This window comes from Neptuniibacter sp. QD34_54, from assembly GCF_047778055.1.
Classification (GTDB): domain Bacteria; phylum Pseudomonadota; class Gammaproteobacteria; order Pseudomonadales; family Balneatricaceae; genus Neptuniibacter.
The window spans coordinates 950,896-966,405 of sequence record NZ_CP180546.1 but is presented as its reverse complement, the minus strand read 5'-3'; the positions used below and the strand labels follow the sequence as shown (position 1 = coordinate 966,405).

Genomic DNA, 15,510 nt, shown 5'->3' with positions numbered 1-15,510 from the left:
TAAACCAATAGCCTAAGACAGCTAAGACTCAAGTTTTTTCAAAGGATAGATATCATAGCGACTGGATTTACCCTGGAACTGCAAAGAAGGTTTTCGATCCGCCAAAAAGGGAGCTTTACGCGGACGTTTAACCACAACGCGATTTTCAGCTATCGCTAATGCCGCATCCAATAACTGATCTGCATCCAGATCGTCTCCTACTACTGGGCGAAACGCGCGCATCTCTTTTTTCACTAACGCGCTCTTATCGTTGTGGGGAAACATAGGATCAAGATAGACCACTTGAAAAGTTTTGCCTTGCTTAGCCTGAACCTGCATCCACTCAATACTATTCGCATTATGAAGCTGCATGCGCTCGACGATATCAGCCACTTCACTCTCTGAAGCCCGGTTTAAACCGTCCTCTAAGAGCGCATGAACAATTGGTGATCGCTCTAGTAAAGTCATATCGCAACCCAAGGTTGCCAATACAAAGGCATCTTTACCTAAACCTGCTGTAGCATCCAGCACTTGTGGCGTTATACCGCCTTTAATACCCACTGCTTTAGCAATCATCTGGCCTTTACCACCACCAAACTGACGGCGATGGGCAACCGCACCTGAAACAAAATCAGCGTAAGTTGGACCTGGCGCTTTTTTTCCACAAGGTTGCAGTCTTAAACCTTGCTCAGAAAACTGCAACTCTAAAGAGAAGTCATGGACCTCACCAGGTGATTTGATTGGTAGCTGTAATCTAGTGGCAAGCTGCTCTGCTTGTTCAGCAAAATCAGCATGCATTGGAACAATTACTATATCTGTAAGGGCTGGATTAGACATTCAAAAACCGAAAAGCCTTAAGCGGTGGTAAACCAAATAACTAAAAGGAAGATACCCAGAATCATACGGTATACAACAAATGGCTGCATCCCAATACGGTCCAGCCACTTAAGAAAGAAGTGGATACAGCTGAATGCACTAATGCCCGCAATCAAAGTACCAAGAGCAACCATTAACCAAGGAGCACTCTCACCTTGAGCATAGAGATCTATGCCCTTAACAAGACCAGCCCCTAGAATGATTGGTACAGAGAGCAAAAAAGAGTAGCGTGCAGCAGCCTGCCTTTCTAAACCAAGCATTAAGGCCGCAGAGATGGTGATACCACTTCGAGATGTACCTGGAATTAGCGCTAGGGCTTGAGCACAACCGATCACAAGTGCATCTTTAACTTTCAACGACTCGATCTGACGAGTTTCAACTCTAAACAGATCAGCCCAACATAATAACGCGCCAAAGATCAGCGTGGTTCCCGCAATAACCAACATAGAGCGTAGGTTTTGATCAATAAAATCGTTGAGAAATATACCGACAAACATTGCCGGCACGGTAGCAAGTATAACCAACCAAGCTAAACGAGAGTCTGGTGAGTGGGTGCCAGATATACTGCGCGTCCAAGCATAAAACATCTGCGTTAAATCTTGGCGAAAATACGCAACAACTGCGAATAAGGTCCCTACATGCACACCTACATCGAACGCCAAACCCTGATCTGGCCAATCTAAAAGCTGCGAAGGTAATATAAGGTGAGCAGAGCTACTGATCGGTAGAAATTCCGTCAATCCCTGAAGTAAGGCCAGAATAATGACCTGAAAAAAATCCATCTATTGTTGATCCTTTTTCTTCCACGCAACTTCATCACGGAGGTAAACAGGCAACGCCTTGTCTGCTGCGACCGCTTTTCCTTGCGTCCAATCTTGTTCTGCTAGCTTAAGCATGTAAGCAGCAGAGGGATAATAAAGCTCTTCGCTAACCGAAATAGCATTCTGCGTGTCTGAACTCATATCTTCGAGATAACGCCAGCCACTGCCCACTGCAAAATAGGAACCTTCACTTAGGCTCAGTTCCGCAGGTGCACATACTTTCTCATCTAAAAGCGTTGTTAGCTCACCTGATTTAATTTGGTAGCTCGCCACATAGATCTCATTCATGCGAGCATCTAAAGCAGCTACAACGGAAGAAACTTGCTCTTTGTCAGATGCGGCTAAAGCAAGCGCAGCCAAAGTAGATACTGGCAGAACAGGGATATCTGCAGCGTAAGCTAAGCCTTGAGTAACACCGGTGGCAATTCGAATCCCTGCAAACGAACCCGGACCACGCCCAAACGCGATTGCATCTAAATCAGTGACAGCTAACCGTGCATTTGCCAACATTTCCTGCACCATCGGTAGAAGCTGCTGAGTATGCTGACGAGGGATGACCCGAAAATCTTCCTGAATTTCACCGTTAAGACTCAAAGCTACAGAACAAGCATCAGTAGAAGTATCAAGCGCTAAAATTTTGGACATTAATCAGATCACTTTGGAATTTTAAATTTACCTTCAAAGAGAAACGGCTACATCAAGCCATTACATCTCTATTTTAGGGCGCAATTCTACCTGCTAGGTGGCTTTATTGCATCTAAATAAGCTCTTCACCCCAACGAGGTAACAGGCTTTGCTCTATCCCTAACTGATTAAGGATTCGCGCGACCACAAAATCAATCATATCTTCCACCGTTTCTGGGCGGTTATAAAAACCTGGACTCGCTGGAATCATCACGGCTCCCATTCGAGTCAGCTTTAGCATATGCTCTAAATGGATTTCAGAATAAGGGGCTTCTCGTGGCACTAAAATAAGCTGCCGACGCTCTTTCAAGGCCACATCGGCAGCACGTTCAATCAAGTTGTTACTCGCACCCGTAGCAATCGCAGACAAACTTCCAGTGCTACAGGGGCATACGACCATCCGACTCGGCGCACCGGAACCTGAAGCAACAGGCGCCATCCATTGCTCTCGCCCAAATACCTTTAACTGCCCATCTTTGGCTGAGTACAAATTTGCAAGATAAGATTCTTGATCTGAGGGCGTACCCGGTAATTTCAGATCTGTTTCTGTATTAATCACAACTTGAGCAGCACGTGAGATCATTACGAAAACTTGCAGACCTTCAGCCAATAAACACTGTAAAAGCCTTAAACCATACTGCGCACCAGAAGCGCCTGTGATAGCTAAAGTAATTTTCTCTTGCTGAGTAGTACTCATAAATATTAAAACCTAATTTGAATAACTAACCTTCAAAACGCTCACGCAGCTTTGCCAATAAGCGCTGATGAATACCTTCGAAACCACCATTACTCATAATGACTATGTGAGTATCTGGTTCTAGCGTCGGTACCAGTTCATCAATAAGTGTTTGTGTTTGCGTGAATACCTGCGCCGGCACTTGGCATTGTTCTACGACTTTATCGAGAGACCAGTTCAAACCTTCTGGCTGATACCAGCAAACTTGGTCTGCCAACTCGACCGACTCAGCCAACCAAGATTGATGCGTACCTAAGCGCATCGTATTTGAGCGAGGCTCAACCACTGCTACTATTTTAGCATCTCCAACCTGTGCTCGAATGCCCTGCAAAGTAGTGCTAATTGCAGTTGGGTGATGCGCAAAGTCATCATAAACAGAGACTCCTGCAACGGTATCAAGCAGCTCCATACGACGTTTAACTCCTGCAAATGCATTTAACGCTTCCACCGCATGATGAGGCTGAACGCCAACGTTTCTCGCCGCAGCAATAGCAACTAAACCATTGTTAACGTTGTGGCGACCTGTCATCTGCCAAGTAACAGTACCCTGCACTTTTCCTTGGTGGAGCACTTCAAACTGACTGCCGTCCTCACTCAGTAATTTCGCCTGCCATTCACTGTTATCAGACTCTAAACTAGTTCTGGACACCTCGGTCCAACAGCCCATCTCGATAACTTCTTCTAACGCACTCTCCCCTTGCGGAAGAACAATCTGACCATTTTCAGGCACGATTCTTACGACATGGTGAAATTGTTTCTGAATTGCCGCTAAATCAGGGAATATATCAGCGTGATCGTACTCCAAATTATTCATAATCAGGGTACGTGGGTGGTAGTGAACAAACTTGGAACGTTTATCAAAGAAAGCGGTATCGTACTCATCAGCTTCAATGACAAAAAAAGGGGAATCACCTACACGAGCTGAAACGCCGAAATCCAACGGCACACCACCGATCAGGAAACCAGGCTTCATATCTGCATGATCTAAAATCCAAGCCAGCATAGTTGAAGTCGTAGTTTTACCATGGGTGCCTGATACTGCTAACACCCATTTATCTTGAAGGAGATGTTCTGATAACCATTGCGGGCCAGAGGTATATTTCAGCCCTTTATTCAGTACATATTCAACCGCTGGGTTACCGCGGGACATAGCATTACCCACAACAACCAGATCGGGTTCTGGTGTAAATTGCGAAGGATCAAATCCTTGAATTAGTTCGATACCTTGGGATTCAAGCTGCGTACTCATAGGCGGGTACACATTTTGATCAGAACCCGTCACTTTATGTCCTAGCTGTTTAGCCAATATTGCCAGCGATCCCATAAAGGTTCCGCAAATACCTAGAATATGAATATGCACCCGTATACTCCTTCAAAAAAGCGACCGTCATCATAGCAGTTTTAATAACCGGCCTCACAGCCAAATTGCCTGTTTTGGGTCTCAGATAGCAGCCCGCATACACGACTATTTTTAAGATTGCGGAAAAATCCCTATTCCTTCGCCAAAATACTGAGCATTTCTTAACCGAAATACCTCAACACCCCATGCATTTCATCAAAGTTTCACGTAAAATTCCCAGCCAACTTTCCAACCACTCTATTTGAGAGAAAATACAAGAATGCTTCTGCTGAGCCAGTTCCTGAAACAACAGGAAACCGAAGACAAATTAGTTGATTTGATTGGCACCTTAATGCTTGCCTGTAAAGAAGTTGCGATCCAACTTCGTGAAGGTGAATTAGCTGGAGTTTTGGGATCCACAGACAACACCAACGTTCAGGGTGAAACCCAGAAAAAAATGGACGTGATCGCAAACGATCTTCTGAAAAAATTCTTACTAGATAATCCTCTAGTAGCAGGCTTGGCATCCGAGGAAGAAGACCATCCTGTAGCCGGTAATCCTGAAGGCAAATACCTAGTGATTTTCGATCCACTAGACGGTTCTTCAAATATCGACATTAACGTTTCAGTGGGCACTATTTTCTCCATCCTAGAACTACCAGAAGGTATGGACCCAAGTTCTGACGAAGCCTACCTACAGACAGGCCGCAAGCAGATTGCAGCAGGTTATGTACTATACGGTCAGTCCTCTATTCTTGCACTGACAACAGGCCATGGCGTTAACTTCTTCACATTGGCTCATACAGGTGATTTCATCCTGACTCGAGAAAATGTGACTATCCCGGCAGACACTAAAGAGTTTGCGATCAACATGTCAAACCATCGCTTCTGGGAAGAAGAGATGCGCAACTATGTTGGCGACCTTCTAGAAGGCTCCGAAGGTGTACGTGGCAAAAATTTCAACATGCGTTGGATCGCGTCTATGGTTGCTGAAGTTCACCGTGTACTTACTCGTGGTGGCATTTTCTGCTACCCATGGGATAGCCGTGACGTAACTAAGCCGGGCAAACTTCGCCTAATGTACGAAGGCAACCCAATGAGCATGCTGATTGAGCAAGCTGACGGCATCTCTAGCACTTGCTACAAAAATATCATGGATTTAGAGCCTACTCATATTCACCAACGTAGCGGTGTAGCACTCGGTTCTAAAAATGAAGTAGAGACTCTGCTGTCATACCACGCTGAATCTGGTGACGGTCAAGCAGCTAAACTCAATACTTAAAGTTATACGTTTCAGCTTTAAGTAGTATTCATAACCGCTAAAGTCTGGGACATAATCCCCAGACTTTAGATGTAACCTTTTCAAAACTACTTACAGGAAGACAAACATGGGCTTCGCACAAGTACCAGCAGGTAAAGATCTGCCAAACGATCTGTACGTAATCATCGAAATTCCGGCAGAAAGCTCTCCGGTTAAATACGAGATCGAGAAAGAAGAAGACGCGATCTTCGTTGACCGTTTCATGGCTGCACCAATGTTCTACCCAGCTAACTACGGTTATATCAACAACACACTAGCTGACGATGGCGACGCACTAGACGTACTAGTTCTGACTCCTTACCCAGTAATCGCTGGTTCTGTTATCCGTTGCCGCCCAGTAGGCGTTCTTAACATGACAGACGAAGCTGGTGAAGATGCTAAGCTAGTTGCTGTACCACACGACAAGCTAACTAAAGCTTACCGTGATGTGAACGACATTGAAGATCTTCCGCAGCTAGAACTTGACCGCATCAAGCACTTCTTCGAAAACTACAAAGGTCTAGAAGAAGGCAAGTGGGTTAAAGTTGAAGGTTGGGGCAACGCAGCAGCAGCTAAAGAAGCTATCGTTGCTGGCGTTAAGGCGTACGAAGAAGCTAAATAAGTTTCTCTTTTGCCAATCTTATTCAAAAAACCCCGCTTCGCGGGGTTTTTTATTACATAAAATTCCCTCACATATAGCCATTCAGCTTTTCGTAAGCTTAAAAAAATATATACTAAGCACAGCTGTCTCAGGAAATTCATAAAAACAGAGGTGAAAAATGACACTTCGAAAGACACTTATTACTGCTTTCGCAATCCTGATCTCCAACAGCGCTTTCGCCGATCAGAACCGTGAGTTGGTACAAAATTACCTCAACTCTTTTGGCAGCCGTGATGCTCAAGGTATTTTTAATCTGATTAACTGGGAAGGTGTCGACAAGGAGTCTCGTCGCTCATTACAGAAATATATTAAATCTGGTTTCAAAGGCCGTCAGATTCGTCGTATTTTCATTGAACCTATTGCTGAGGGAACAAACCCTAGCTATGTTCAAGATGGCAAAACCTATGAGCTGAATTTAAAACCCTCTGGTCAACTTAACATTGTCTTCATCGACAATAAAAACAAGCGCTCCACCACAAAGATGTATGTTGGTGAGCACAAAGGCTCATTACTTATTGGTAGCGCAATCGTTGCACCAGAAGAGCTTGCTTGTAACGCACCGAAGAAAGAAGAACAAGCCTGCTAAGGCATCCTTCAAACATAAAAAAGCTGCATTGATGCAGCTTTTTTTATGTCCAATGTCACAACCTAAATATTAGTGAGCTAACTCTTCGAATAGCGTCACAAATTCCTGAGTCAGTTTGTGCTTAGGTGCAAAATGAATCAACGGACAAGTATCATCGTGAGACTCACGCATTTTAACCGATGCAGAGATTTTGGTTTCTAGCACAGGCAAATCATCATCCAGTAACTCACCCACAATACGTTTTGGTAGGCTCGCTCGAGGCTGGAACTGATTCACCACAATCCCCTCAACTTCCAGCTTATCATTATGATCTTCACGGGTTTCATGCACATTCGCCAACAAGCTGTATAAAGCCTGACGAGCAAATTCATCGCAATCAAACGGGATCAAACAGCGATCGGAAGCAACTAGCGCTGATAAGGTATAAAAGTTAAATGCAGGAGGTGTATCGATATAAACCACATCGTAATCATCCGCCAACTTATCTAAGGCATCACGCAGTTTATAAATCTTGTGCTTAGACTCCAGCTTGGACTGAAGGTCACCCAGTTCTGCATTTGCCGGCATCACACTCAAATTTTCATAGGGGGTCTGGTGAATAAAATATTCAGGTCCTTCGGGCTTCAACTGAAACGTGAGTGTCTGCTCAAAGAAGTCACGTATATCCGGCGTAACCTCTTGATAATCTTCACCTAACAAATAATGACTAGAATTACACTGAGGATCCAAATCAATAACCAAAGTACGCTTACCGCGCGCCGCACTGATCGCCGCTAGGTTAATTGCGATGCTGGATTTACCAACGCCACCCTTCTGGTTAAATACAACCCGTCTAATCATTATCAGAATCCTTCACTTGCTGCCTTTGTTTAAACACAACTTCCGCATTGCAATATCCACAATATTGAAGACAACGTCAACAAACTTGTAGCTAAAAACCTCAAACTATAGTCAAAAGAACGAATATTAGAAGAACCAAATACAACAAAGCAGCAAAAATTCATTTTATATTCATGTTTCGTAGGGATTTAGAAGGCATTTTCGGTAAAAATGAAGCAAAACAGCAAAAACTTGCTTAGATGTAGACAAGATAAAGAGACTACGGCAAACTATGGGCTCAATCGTGAAAAATAGCCCACTTTCTGGAAATTAGTCATGGCAAAGATCCTGCTACTAAACGGCCCTAATCTCAACCTTCTTGGGAAGCGTGAGCCTGAAGTATATGGATCAGATACATTGGATGACATTTGCCAAAATTTGGTTGAACAAGCCAAAAAGAGTGGGCACGAGTTGGTTCATTGCCAAAGCAACCGCGAATATGTCCTGATCGAACGCATCCATGCAGCTCAGGACGAAGGTATTGCTTACATAATTATAAATCCCGCTGCTTTTACTCACACAAGTGTTGCCCTTCGCGATGCATTATTGGGCGTAAGTATTCCTTTTATTGAGGTTCACTTATCCAACGTCCACGCTCGCGAAACTTTCCGTCATCATTCTTATCTCTCAGATGTAGCTGATGGCGTAATTTGTGGTTTAGGTGCACAGGGATATGAATTTGCTTTGCAATCTGCTGTTCGAAAGATTGCCGAATAATAAACAATATACTGATAGTTTAGAGAGATATAAGTCAGAATGGACATTCGTAAAGTCAAGAAGCTGATTGAACTGTTGGAAGAATCCAACATTAACGAAATCGAAATTAAAGAAGGTGAAGAGTCCGTACGCATCAGCCGTGGCTCTAGCGTAGTTGCTGCCCCTGTTGCAGCACCTGTTGCTGTTGCAGCGCCTGCTCCAGCTGCAGCACCTGCTCCAGCAGCCGAAGCTGCACCAGAAGCACCTCAAACTTCAGGTCACGTTGTTAAGTCTCCAATGGTTGGTACGTTCTACACTGCACCATCCCCAAGCTCTCCAGCATTTGCTGAAGTAGGTCAGACAGTTAAAGTTGGCGACGTAATCTGCATCGTTGAAGCAATGAAAATGATGAACCAAATTGAAGCTGACAAAGCAGGCGTAATCGAAGCTATCCTAGTTGAAGATGGCCAGCCTGTTGAATATGACCAGCCACTGGTTACTATCGTTTAAGCCTCTAACGCAAAAGCAAGGATCTCCATTCGATGCTCGATAAAGTAGTGATTGCGAACCGAGGCGAAATTGCGCTTCGTATCCTTCGCGCCTGCAAAGAGCTGGATATCAAAACCGTTGCTATCCACTCTCAGGCAGATCGCGATTTAATGCATGTGCGCCTAGCTGACGAAGCTGTCTGCATTGGCCCTGCTCCATCGCCTAAAAGTTACCTAAACATCCCATCAATTGTTGCTGCTGCTGAAGTAACCGACGCTGTAGGCATTCACCCTGGCTACGGTTTCTTAGCAGAAAACGCTGACTTTGCTGAACAGGTTGAGCGCTCAGGTTTTACCTTCATCGGCCCTAAAGCTGAAACTATCCGCCTAATGGGTGATAAAGTTTCTGCAATCGAAGCGATGAAAGCTGCAGGCGTACCAACCGTTCCAGGTTCAGACGGTGCATTGTCTGACAACCCTGAAGAAATTCACGAGATAGCTCGCCGTATCGGTTACCCAGTAATCATCAAAGCCGCTGCCGGCGGTGGTGGCCGTGGTATGCGCGTTGTTCACTCTGAAGCGTCCCTAATCAGCTCTATCCATGTAACCCAATCCGAAGCTGCTGCAGCTTTCGGTGATGACACGGTATACATGGAAAAATACTTAGAAAATCCGCGTCACGTGGAAGTTCAAGTACTAGCTGATGGTCAAGGCAACGCAGTTCACCTATACGACCGCGACTGTTCTATGCAACGTCGTCACCAGAAAGTTGTTGAAGAAGCACCAGCCCCTCACCTAGATCCGGAAGCACGCGCTCAAGTACTTCAAGCTTGTGTTGATGCATGTATAGAGATTGGCTACCGCGGTGCAGGTACTTTCGAATTCTTATACGAAAATGGCGGCTTCTACTTCATCGAAATGAACACTCGTGTACAGGTAGAACATCCTGTTACTGAGATGATCACTGGTGTAGATATCGTAAAAGAACAGCTACGCATTGCGTCTGGCTACCCTCTTTCACTGAAACAGGAAGATATTAAAGTACAGGGCCACTCCTTCGAGTGCCGTATCAATGCAGAAGATCCTAAGACCTTCCTGCCTAGCCCAGGTACAGTTAAACACTTCCACGCGCCAGGCGGTAACGGTATCCGTGTAGATTCTCATCTATACAACGGATATACAGTTCCACCTCATTACGACTCTCTGATTGCTAAGCTGATCAGCTACGGCGAAGATCGTGAGACCGCACTTAAGCGTATGGAAATTGCGTTAGGTGAGATGCTAGTTGATGGCATTCGCAGCAATATTCCTTTACAGCAAGATATTGTTCGTGACGCTAAATTCCAAGAAGGTGGAGTCAATATCCACTACCTTGAGAAGAAGCTAGGTCTGTAAGCGAAATCCAATCAAAAAACCCGCCTCGGCGGGTTTTTTATTCTCTAGCGCCAAAACATTCTGTTCTTATCTGCAATTATGACCGATACTATAAATTCATCTAAGCGCTTGATATGGAAGAAAACTAATGCCTTGGTTGCAGATCAAAATCAAAACCAATCCCGATCAATCTGAACCTTACGAAGATTTATTACTCAGTGCTGGCTGCGCTGCCGTCACCTTCGAAGACAGTGAAGATCAGCCTATCTTTGAGCCTGACCTTGGCACTACCCCGCTTTGGAAAAACACAACTATTACCGGCCTTTTCTCAGCGGAGCATGATCTAGAAGAGACACTAAAATATATTAAGCAAGGCCATGAACAGCTATTCCCTGAGCTCCCTGCCCCTTCTATCAAAGCAGAAATTCTCGAAGACAAGGATTGGGAAAGAGAGTGGATGGATAACTACCATCCGATGCAATTTGGGGAACGCCTATGGGTATGCCCGAGCTGGCGAGAACCACCTCAAGCAGATGCGGTTAACCTGATGCTCGATCCAGGCCTTGCATTTGGTACAGGCACACACCCAACTACCGCCTTGTGTTTAGAGTGGCTAGATCAAAATATCAGCAACACTAATTTCTTAATTGATTATGGTTGCGGCTCAGGTATTTTGGGAATTGCAGGCTTGTTACTCGGTGCAAAACGAGCAATCGGCGTCGACATCGACCCCCAAGCGCTGCAAGCAACAAAAGACAACCTCGCCCGTAACCGTCTAGAAGATGACTCTTTGCATGTTTACATGCCAGAAAATACGCCTTCTGAGAAAGCTGAGGTACTAGTAGCTAATATTCTAGCTGGACCATTGGTCCAACTAGCACCTACACTTGAAGCATTGGTGAGCCCTGGCGGTAAACTCTGCTTATCAGGCCTATTAAGCCCACAAGCTACAGAGATCATTAATACTTATAGTGAATGGTTTGACCTTGACCCTATCGCCGAAAAAGAGGGTTGGATTCGTGTTACAGGAACAAAACACAGTTAAATCCAGATGCAAAAAAGCAGCATAATCACTCAATGTCCAAGCTGTGAAACTCAATTTAGAGTTACACCTGGACAATTAAAGGTAGCTAACGGACAGGTAAGGTGCGGTGCCTGTCTAGTTATCTTTTGTGCTATAGAACATGAACTGAAACCGAAAGCCGCAGAACAAGTCCCCCCCCCTAAAGTCACAACCAGGAAAGACGAAACAACAAACACCTTTAATAAATTAGATTTAGACTTAAATCTTACGACAGAAACACCATCAACTGAAAAATCAGTCGATACTGCTAGATCACTCCCTATAAAAGGCCAAGAAGAGCTGATTAAAACCGTCGCACCTGCGGATGTGCCAACCCTGACCATAGAAACAGAACCTGTTGTACTAAATCGCAGTACTAACAATGGCACATCTTCACCTTGGTGGTTCATTGGCTGTGTTTTAGCAGCCTTAACGTTAATAGCTCAGCATCTTTGGTTTAACCGTGGTGACCTATATTGGACTCACACATATAGACCTCTATATGACACAGTCTGCCAACATATTGATTGCAATATTCCCACGCGAGTCGATACCGCTAAAATAACCAATCAACAATTTTTAATTCGCCCGCATTCAGAAATCGCTGATGCAATAACTATTGATTTAGTCCTAATAAATGAAGCGAATCATAACCAGCCTTATCCGGCTCTTCATATAGCATTTTCAGATCTCAAAGGTCGACCTGTTGCAAGTCGAACGCTTCAGCCTGAATCCTATCTAGATCGATCAGCTGTTAACCTGAAGTCCATGCCTACTCATCAACCCATTCAGATCTCCCTAGACCTAATGTCTCCCGGCATGCGTGGCATAAATTACCAACTTGAACTACTAGCGCCAGCGCTATAAAAAATCAAGGTAAATTGTTCAAAAAATCATCAAAAAAATCCTTGGAGACCCTAGCGCTAAGGAGTATGATTGTTCGCCTCCCTAATCACTCAACTAACAGTGTCATTCGTGACGCTGCGGGTGTTTATTAACTATTTTTAAGGCTCGCTATGTTCCAGATCGGTTCATACATCATTGACAGTCAGGTGATTCTTGCACCAATGGCTGGCGTGACTGACCAACCATTTAGGCAGTTATGCAAACGTATGGGCGCAGGTCTAGTAGTCTCGGAAATGGTTACATCTGATACTCGCTTATGGAAATCACGAAAGTCTGCTTTTCGTCTAAATCATAGCGGTGAAGCCGAACCTCGATCTGTTCAGATCGCGGGTGGCGACCCAGAGATGATGGCCCACGCTGCGGCAATGAATGTAGAACGCGGCGCCCAGATTATTGATATCAATATGGGTTGCCCTGCGAAGAAAGTGTGCAATAAAGCTGCAGGTTCTGCATTACTTAAGGATGAGCCACTGGTTAAAGACATTCTCAATGCTGTTGTTCAGGCAGTGGATGTTCCAGTCACACTGAAAATCCGCACAGGGTGGGATCAAGACAATCGTAACGGTTTAACTGTTGCGAAAATAGCTGAAGACGCAGGTATTCAAGCACTGGCAGTTCATGGCCGCACACGTCGTTGCGGCTATAAGGGAACGGCAGAATACGACACTATCGCCCGTATTGCTGACGCTATATCCATTCCCGTCTTTGCTAATGGAGATATCACTTCTCCTGAAAAAGCAGAATGGGTACTTAAGCATACTGGTTGCTCTGCAGTAATGATCGGTCGTGCAGCACAAGGTCAACCTTGGCTGTTTAGAGAGATTGATCATTATCTGCGAACAGGTACAATCCTGCCCCCTCCATCACTAGTTGAGATTAGAGAAATTCTGTTAGCTCATCTGCAGGAACTACATAGTTTCTATGGTGACTACATGGGCGTTCGTATCGCGCGAAAACATGTAGGGTGGTATCTGCAGAATCAGCCAAACGGAAGTAGCTTTCGCAAGCAATTTAATATTATAGAAACAGCAGCAGATCAGGCCGCAGCTATCGAAAAATATTTCGATGAAGCTTTAGCAAACAACGTTGCGGCCTAGTTTAGATTGGATATTTAGTACTGTGGAATACAAAGAAATTAAGCAACCGGCTCTCGTGTCCGACCCAGCAGAAGCTACTAACCAGACTCTACGTGACAATGTAGAGCAGTCACTGAACAACTATTTTCGTCAGCTTGACGGTCAGCCAGTGACAGACGTGTACCAAATGGTTCTTTCTGAAATTGAAGCACCACTGTTCGAAACAGTGATGACTTACACAAAAGATAATCAGACTAAAGCTTCCCAACTGTTAGGCCTTAACCGCGGTACGCTGCGTAAAAAGCTAAAACAGTACGGCTTGCTTTAATCCACAATTTTTTAAGACTACTCGGAATCCAGACACAATGGCACAGAACATCACTCCCGTTCGCCGTGCACTGATCAGCGTATCTGACAAAACAGGTATCGTTGAGTTTGCACAAGCCCTAAACGCTCGCGGCGTTGAAATCCTTTCTACTGGCGGTACTTACAAACTACTTAAGGAAAATAGCATTCCTGCAGTAGAAGTATCCGATTACACAGGCTTCCCTGAAATGATGGACGGCCGTGTTAAAACTCTGCACCCTAAAGTGCACGGTGGTATTTTGGGTCGCCGCGGACAGGATGATGGCATCATGTCTGAGCATGGCATCAACCCAATCGATATGGTGGTTGTAAACCTTTACCCATTTGCTGCAACTATCGCACGCCCTGATTGCGATCTACCTATGGCGATTGAAAATATCGACATCGGTGGTCCAACAATGGTTCGTTCTGCAGCGAAAAACCATAAAGATGTAGCAATCGTTGTTAATGCTTCTGACTATGACAATGTTGTTGCTGAACTCGATTCCGAAAAAGGTCTAACGCACAAAACTCGTTTTGACCTAGCAGTAAAAGCTTTTGAACATACTGCTGGTTATGACGGCATGATTGCTAACTACCTAGGCGCGATCGTTGAAGGCGAAGATGAGAAGCCTGCTGACTTCCCACGTACTTTCAACACTCAGTTCGTTAAAGCACAAGATATGCGTTACGGTGAAAACCCTCACCAACGTGCTGCTTTCTACGTTGAAGAAGAGCCAGCTGAAGCATCTGTTTCTACAGCTCGCCAACTACAAGGCAAGGCATTGTCTTTCAACAATGTTGCAGACACTGACGCGGCACTAGAATGTGTTAAATCGTTCAAAGAACCAGCTTGTGTTATCGTTAAACACGCTAACCCATGTGGTGTAGCGGTTGGTGCTGACATTCTAGAAGCTTACAACCGTGCCTTCCAAACTGACCCAACGTCTGCTTTTGGTGGCATCATCGCATTCAACCAAGAATTAGATGGCAACACTGCGAAAGCTATCGTTGACCGTCAATTCGTTGAAGTGATCATCGCACCTAAAGTAACTCAAGAAGCATCTGACATCGTGGCGACTAAGCCAAATGTTCGTCTACTTGAGTGTGGTGAGTGGTCAGCTAACCGTGCACACGGTTTCGACTACAAGCGCGTTAACGGCGGTCTACTAGTGCAAGATCTTGATCTTGGCCGTGTAGATGCATCTGAACTAAAAGTTGTTTCTAAAGTACAACCTACAGAGCAAGAGATCCGTGATCTTCTATTCTGCTGGGAAGTAGCTAAGTTCGTTAAGTCTAACGCTATCGTTTACGCTAAAGATGGCCAAACAATCGGCATCGGCGCAGGTCAAATGAGCCGCGTATACAGTGCTAAGATTGCAGGTATCAAAGCTGCTGATGAAGGTTTAGAAGTTAAAGGTTCCGTTATGGCATCCGATGCTTTCTTCCCATTCCGCGACGGTATCGATTCTGCAGCAGCTGCAGGTATTAAAGCAGTTATTCAGCCGGGTGGTTCTATGCGCGATCAAGAAGTTATTGACGCAGCTGACGAGCACGGCATGGCAATGGTCTTCACTGGAATGCGCCATTTCCGTCACTAAGCATTAGATAGCAATAAGCCTTCAATTAGGTTTATCCCCTTTAGGCTTATTGCCCTAAACCCCGATCCAGAGAAACACTGGATGCGGGGTTTTCTACATA

Annotated in this window: 17 protein-coding genes; 11 read left to right on the top strand and 6 right to left on the bottom strand. The window is 44.9% G+C overall.

Annotation, left to right across the window (positions count from 1 at the left end; genetic code table 11):
- Window positions 1-21: 21 nt before the first annotated feature.
- From ACMXYP_RS04160 to mpl, 5 genes are all read right to left on the bottom strand, one after another.
- On the bottom strand, window positions 22-816 hold the full coding sequence (locus tag ACMXYP_RS04160; protein WP_415883752.1) for a class I SAM-dependent methyltransferase: 795 nt from the start codon (window positions 814-816) through the stop codon (window positions 22-24).
- Window positions 817-833: 17 nt separating this feature from the next.
- Window positions 834-1,637 (bottom strand): undecaprenyl-diphosphate phosphatase, encoded by an 804-nt coding sequence (locus ACMXYP_RS04155; protein WP_415883751.1) that lies wholly within the window; start codon window positions 1,635-1,637, stop codon window positions 834-836.
- Window positions 1,638-2,321, bottom strand: a complete 684-nt coding sequence (gene tsaB / locus ACMXYP_RS04150; protein WP_415883750.1) for a tRNA (adenosine(37)-N6)-threonylcarbamoyltransferase complex dimerization subunit type 1 TsaB — start codon at window positions 2,319-2,321, stop codon at window positions 1,638-1,640.
- A gap of 112 nt (window positions 2,322-2,433) precedes the next feature.
- The gene (locus ACMXYP_RS04145) at window positions 2,434-3,057 is read right to left on the bottom strand and encodes a flavin prenyltransferase UbiX (RefSeq protein WP_415883749.1); all 624 of its coding nucleotides are present in this window, start codon (window positions 3,055-3,057) and stop codon (window positions 2,434-2,436) included.
- 25 nt (window positions 3,058-3,082) lie between these two features.
- Window positions 3,083-4,456 (bottom strand): UDP-N-acetylmuramate:L-alanyl-gamma-D-glutamyl-meso-diaminopimelate ligase, encoded by a 1,374-nt coding sequence (mpl, locus tag ACMXYP_RS04140; protein ID WP_415883748.1) that lies wholly within the window; start codon window positions 4,454-4,456, stop codon window positions 3,083-3,085.
- Between the two features lie 259 nt (window positions 4,457-4,715).
- On the opposite strand from mpl, the gene ACMXYP_RS04135 reads away from it, so the two are divergent.
- The 3 genes from ACMXYP_RS04135 to ACMXYP_RS04125 all read left to right on the top strand — a co-directional run bounded on the left by ACMXYP_RS04135 (window position 4,716) and on the right by ACMXYP_RS04125 (window position 6,982).
- Complete coding sequence (locus ACMXYP_RS04135; RefSeq protein WP_415883747.1) at window positions 4,716-5,717, top strand: class 1 fructose-bisphosphatase; 1,002 nt, start codon at window positions 4,716-4,718, stop codon at window positions 5,715-5,717.
- Window positions 5,718-5,823: 106 nt separating this feature from the next.
- Window positions 5,824-6,357 (top strand): inorganic diphosphatase, encoded by a 534-nt coding sequence (gene ppa / locus ACMXYP_RS04130; protein WP_299180651.1) that lies wholly within the window; start codon window positions 5,824-5,826, stop codon window positions 6,355-6,357.
- A 157-nt stretch (window positions 6,358-6,514) separates the two neighbouring features.
- Window positions 6,515-6,982 carry a hypothetical protein gene (locus ACMXYP_RS04125; RefSeq protein ID WP_415883746.1) on the top strand — a complete coding sequence of 156 codons (468 nt, stop codon included), beginning with the start codon at window positions 6,515-6,517 and terminating at the stop codon, window positions 6,980-6,982.
- 69 nt (window positions 6,983-7,051) lie between these two features.
- Here ACMXYP_RS04125 and ACMXYP_RS04120 read toward each other — a convergent pair whose 3' ends face one another.
- Window positions 7,052-7,822: a ParA family protein gene (locus ACMXYP_RS04120; protein WP_415883745.1), complete on the bottom strand. Its 771-nt coding sequence runs from the start codon at window positions 7,820-7,822 to the stop codon at window positions 7,052-7,054.
- Between the two features lie 315 nt (window positions 7,823-8,137).
- Here ACMXYP_RS04120 and aroQ point away from each other — a divergent pair, with 315 nt between their 5' ends.
- The 8 genes from aroQ (at window position 8,138) to purH (ending at window position 15,410) form a co-directional block, all read left to right on the top strand.
- Window positions 8,138-8,578, top strand: a complete 441-nt coding sequence (gene aroQ, locus ACMXYP_RS04115; RefSeq protein WP_415883744.1) for a type II 3-dehydroquinate dehydratase — start codon at window positions 8,138-8,140, stop codon at window positions 8,576-8,578.
- A gap of 39 nt (window positions 8,579-8,617) precedes the next feature.
- Window positions 8,618-9,067, top strand: coding sequence for an acetyl-CoA carboxylase biotin carboxyl carrier protein (gene accB, locus ACMXYP_RS04110; RefSeq protein WP_415883743.1), 450 nt, complete (start codon window positions 8,618-8,620; stop codon window positions 9,065-9,067).
- Between the two features lie 32 nt (window positions 9,068-9,099).
- Window positions 9,100-10,440, top strand: a complete 1,341-nt coding sequence (gene accC, locus ACMXYP_RS04105; RefSeq protein WP_415883742.1) for an acetyl-CoA carboxylase biotin carboxylase subunit — start codon at window positions 9,100-9,102, stop codon at window positions 10,438-10,440.
- Window positions 10,441-10,567: 127 nt separating this feature from the next.
- Entirely contained in the window at window positions 10,568-11,464 is an 897-nt protein-coding gene (gene prmA, locus ACMXYP_RS04100; RefSeq protein ID WP_415883741.1) for a 50S ribosomal protein L11 methyltransferase, read from the top strand.
- 6 nt (window positions 11,465-11,470) lie between these two features.
- Window positions 11,471-12,349 (top strand): zinc-ribbon and DUF3426 domain-containing protein, encoded by an 879-nt coding sequence (locus ACMXYP_RS04095; protein ID WP_415883740.1) that lies wholly within the window; start codon window positions 11,471-11,473, stop codon window positions 12,347-12,349.
- Between the two features lie 149 nt (window positions 12,350-12,498).
- Window positions 12,499-13,485: a tRNA dihydrouridine synthase DusB gene (gene dusB, locus ACMXYP_RS04090; protein WP_415883739.1), complete on the top strand. Its 987-nt coding sequence runs from the start codon at window positions 12,499-12,501 to the stop codon at window positions 13,483-13,485.
- 22 nt (window positions 13,486-13,507) lie between these two features.
- Window positions 13,508-13,792, top strand: coding sequence for a DNA-binding transcriptional regulator Fis (gene fis, locus ACMXYP_RS04085; RefSeq protein ID WP_415883738.1), 285 nt, complete (start codon window positions 13,508-13,510; stop codon window positions 13,790-13,792).
- A 37-nt stretch (window positions 13,793-13,829) separates the two neighbouring features.
- Window positions 13,830-15,410, top strand: a complete 1,581-nt coding sequence (purH, locus tag ACMXYP_RS04080; protein WP_415883737.1) for a bifunctional phosphoribosylaminoimidazolecarboxamide formyltransferase/IMP cyclohydrolase — start codon at window positions 13,830-13,832, stop codon at window positions 15,408-15,410.
- Window positions 15,411-15,510 lie beyond the last annotated feature (100 nt).

Coding starts and splice junctions, on each gene's coding strand:
- ACMXYP_RS04135 (WP_415883747.1), top strand. CDS start 4,716: ATGCTTCTGCTGAGCCAGTTCCTGAAACAACAGGAAACCGAAGACAAA.
- tsaB (WP_415883750.1), bottom strand. CDS start 2,321: ATGTCCAAAATTTTAGCGCTTGATACTTCTACTGATGCTTGTTCTGTA.
- accC (WP_415883742.1), top strand. CDS start 9,100: ATGCTCGATAAAGTAGTGATTGCGAACCGAGGCGAAATTGCGCTTCGT.
- ACMXYP_RS04125 (WP_415883746.1), top strand. CDS start 6,515: ATGACACTTCGAAAGACACTTATTACTGCTTTCGCAATCCTGATCTCC.
- accB (WP_415883743.1), top strand. CDS start 8,618: ATGGACATTCGTAAAGTCAAGAAGCTGATTGAACTGTTGGAAGAATCC.
- ACMXYP_RS04145 (WP_415883749.1), bottom strand. CDS start 3,057: ATGAGTACTACTCAGCAAGAGAAAATTACTTTAGCTATCACAGGCGCT.
- dusB (WP_415883739.1), top strand. CDS start 12,499: ATGTTCCAGATCGGTTCATACATCATTGACAGTCAGGTGATTCTTGCA.
- ACMXYP_RS04095 (WP_415883740.1), top strand. CDS start 11,471: ATGCAAAAAAGCAGCATAATCACTCAATGTCCAAGCTGTGAAACTCAA.
- purH (WP_415883737.1), top strand. CDS start 13,830: ATGGCACAGAACATCACTCCCGTTCGCCGTGCACTGATCAGCGTATCT.
- ACMXYP_RS04120 (WP_415883745.1), bottom strand. CDS start 7,822: ATGATTAGACGGGTTGTATTTAACCAGAAGGGTGGCGTTGGTAAATCC.
- ppa (WP_299180651.1), top strand. CDS start 5,824: ATGGGCTTCGCACAAGTACCAGCAGGTAAAGATCTGCCAAACGATCTG.
- ACMXYP_RS04155 (WP_415883751.1), bottom strand. CDS start 1,637: ATGGATTTTTTTCAGGTCATTATTCTGGCCTTACTTCAGGGATTGACG.
- prmA (WP_415883741.1), top strand. CDS start 10,568: ATGCCTTGGTTGCAGATCAAAATCAAAACCAATCCCGATCAATCTGAA.
- aroQ (WP_415883744.1), top strand. CDS start 8,138: ATGGCAAAGATCCTGCTACTAAACGGCCCTAATCTCAACCTTCTTGGG.
- ACMXYP_RS04160 (WP_415883752.1), bottom strand. CDS start 816: ATGTCTAATCCAGCCCTTACAGATATAGTAATTGTTCCAATGCATGCT.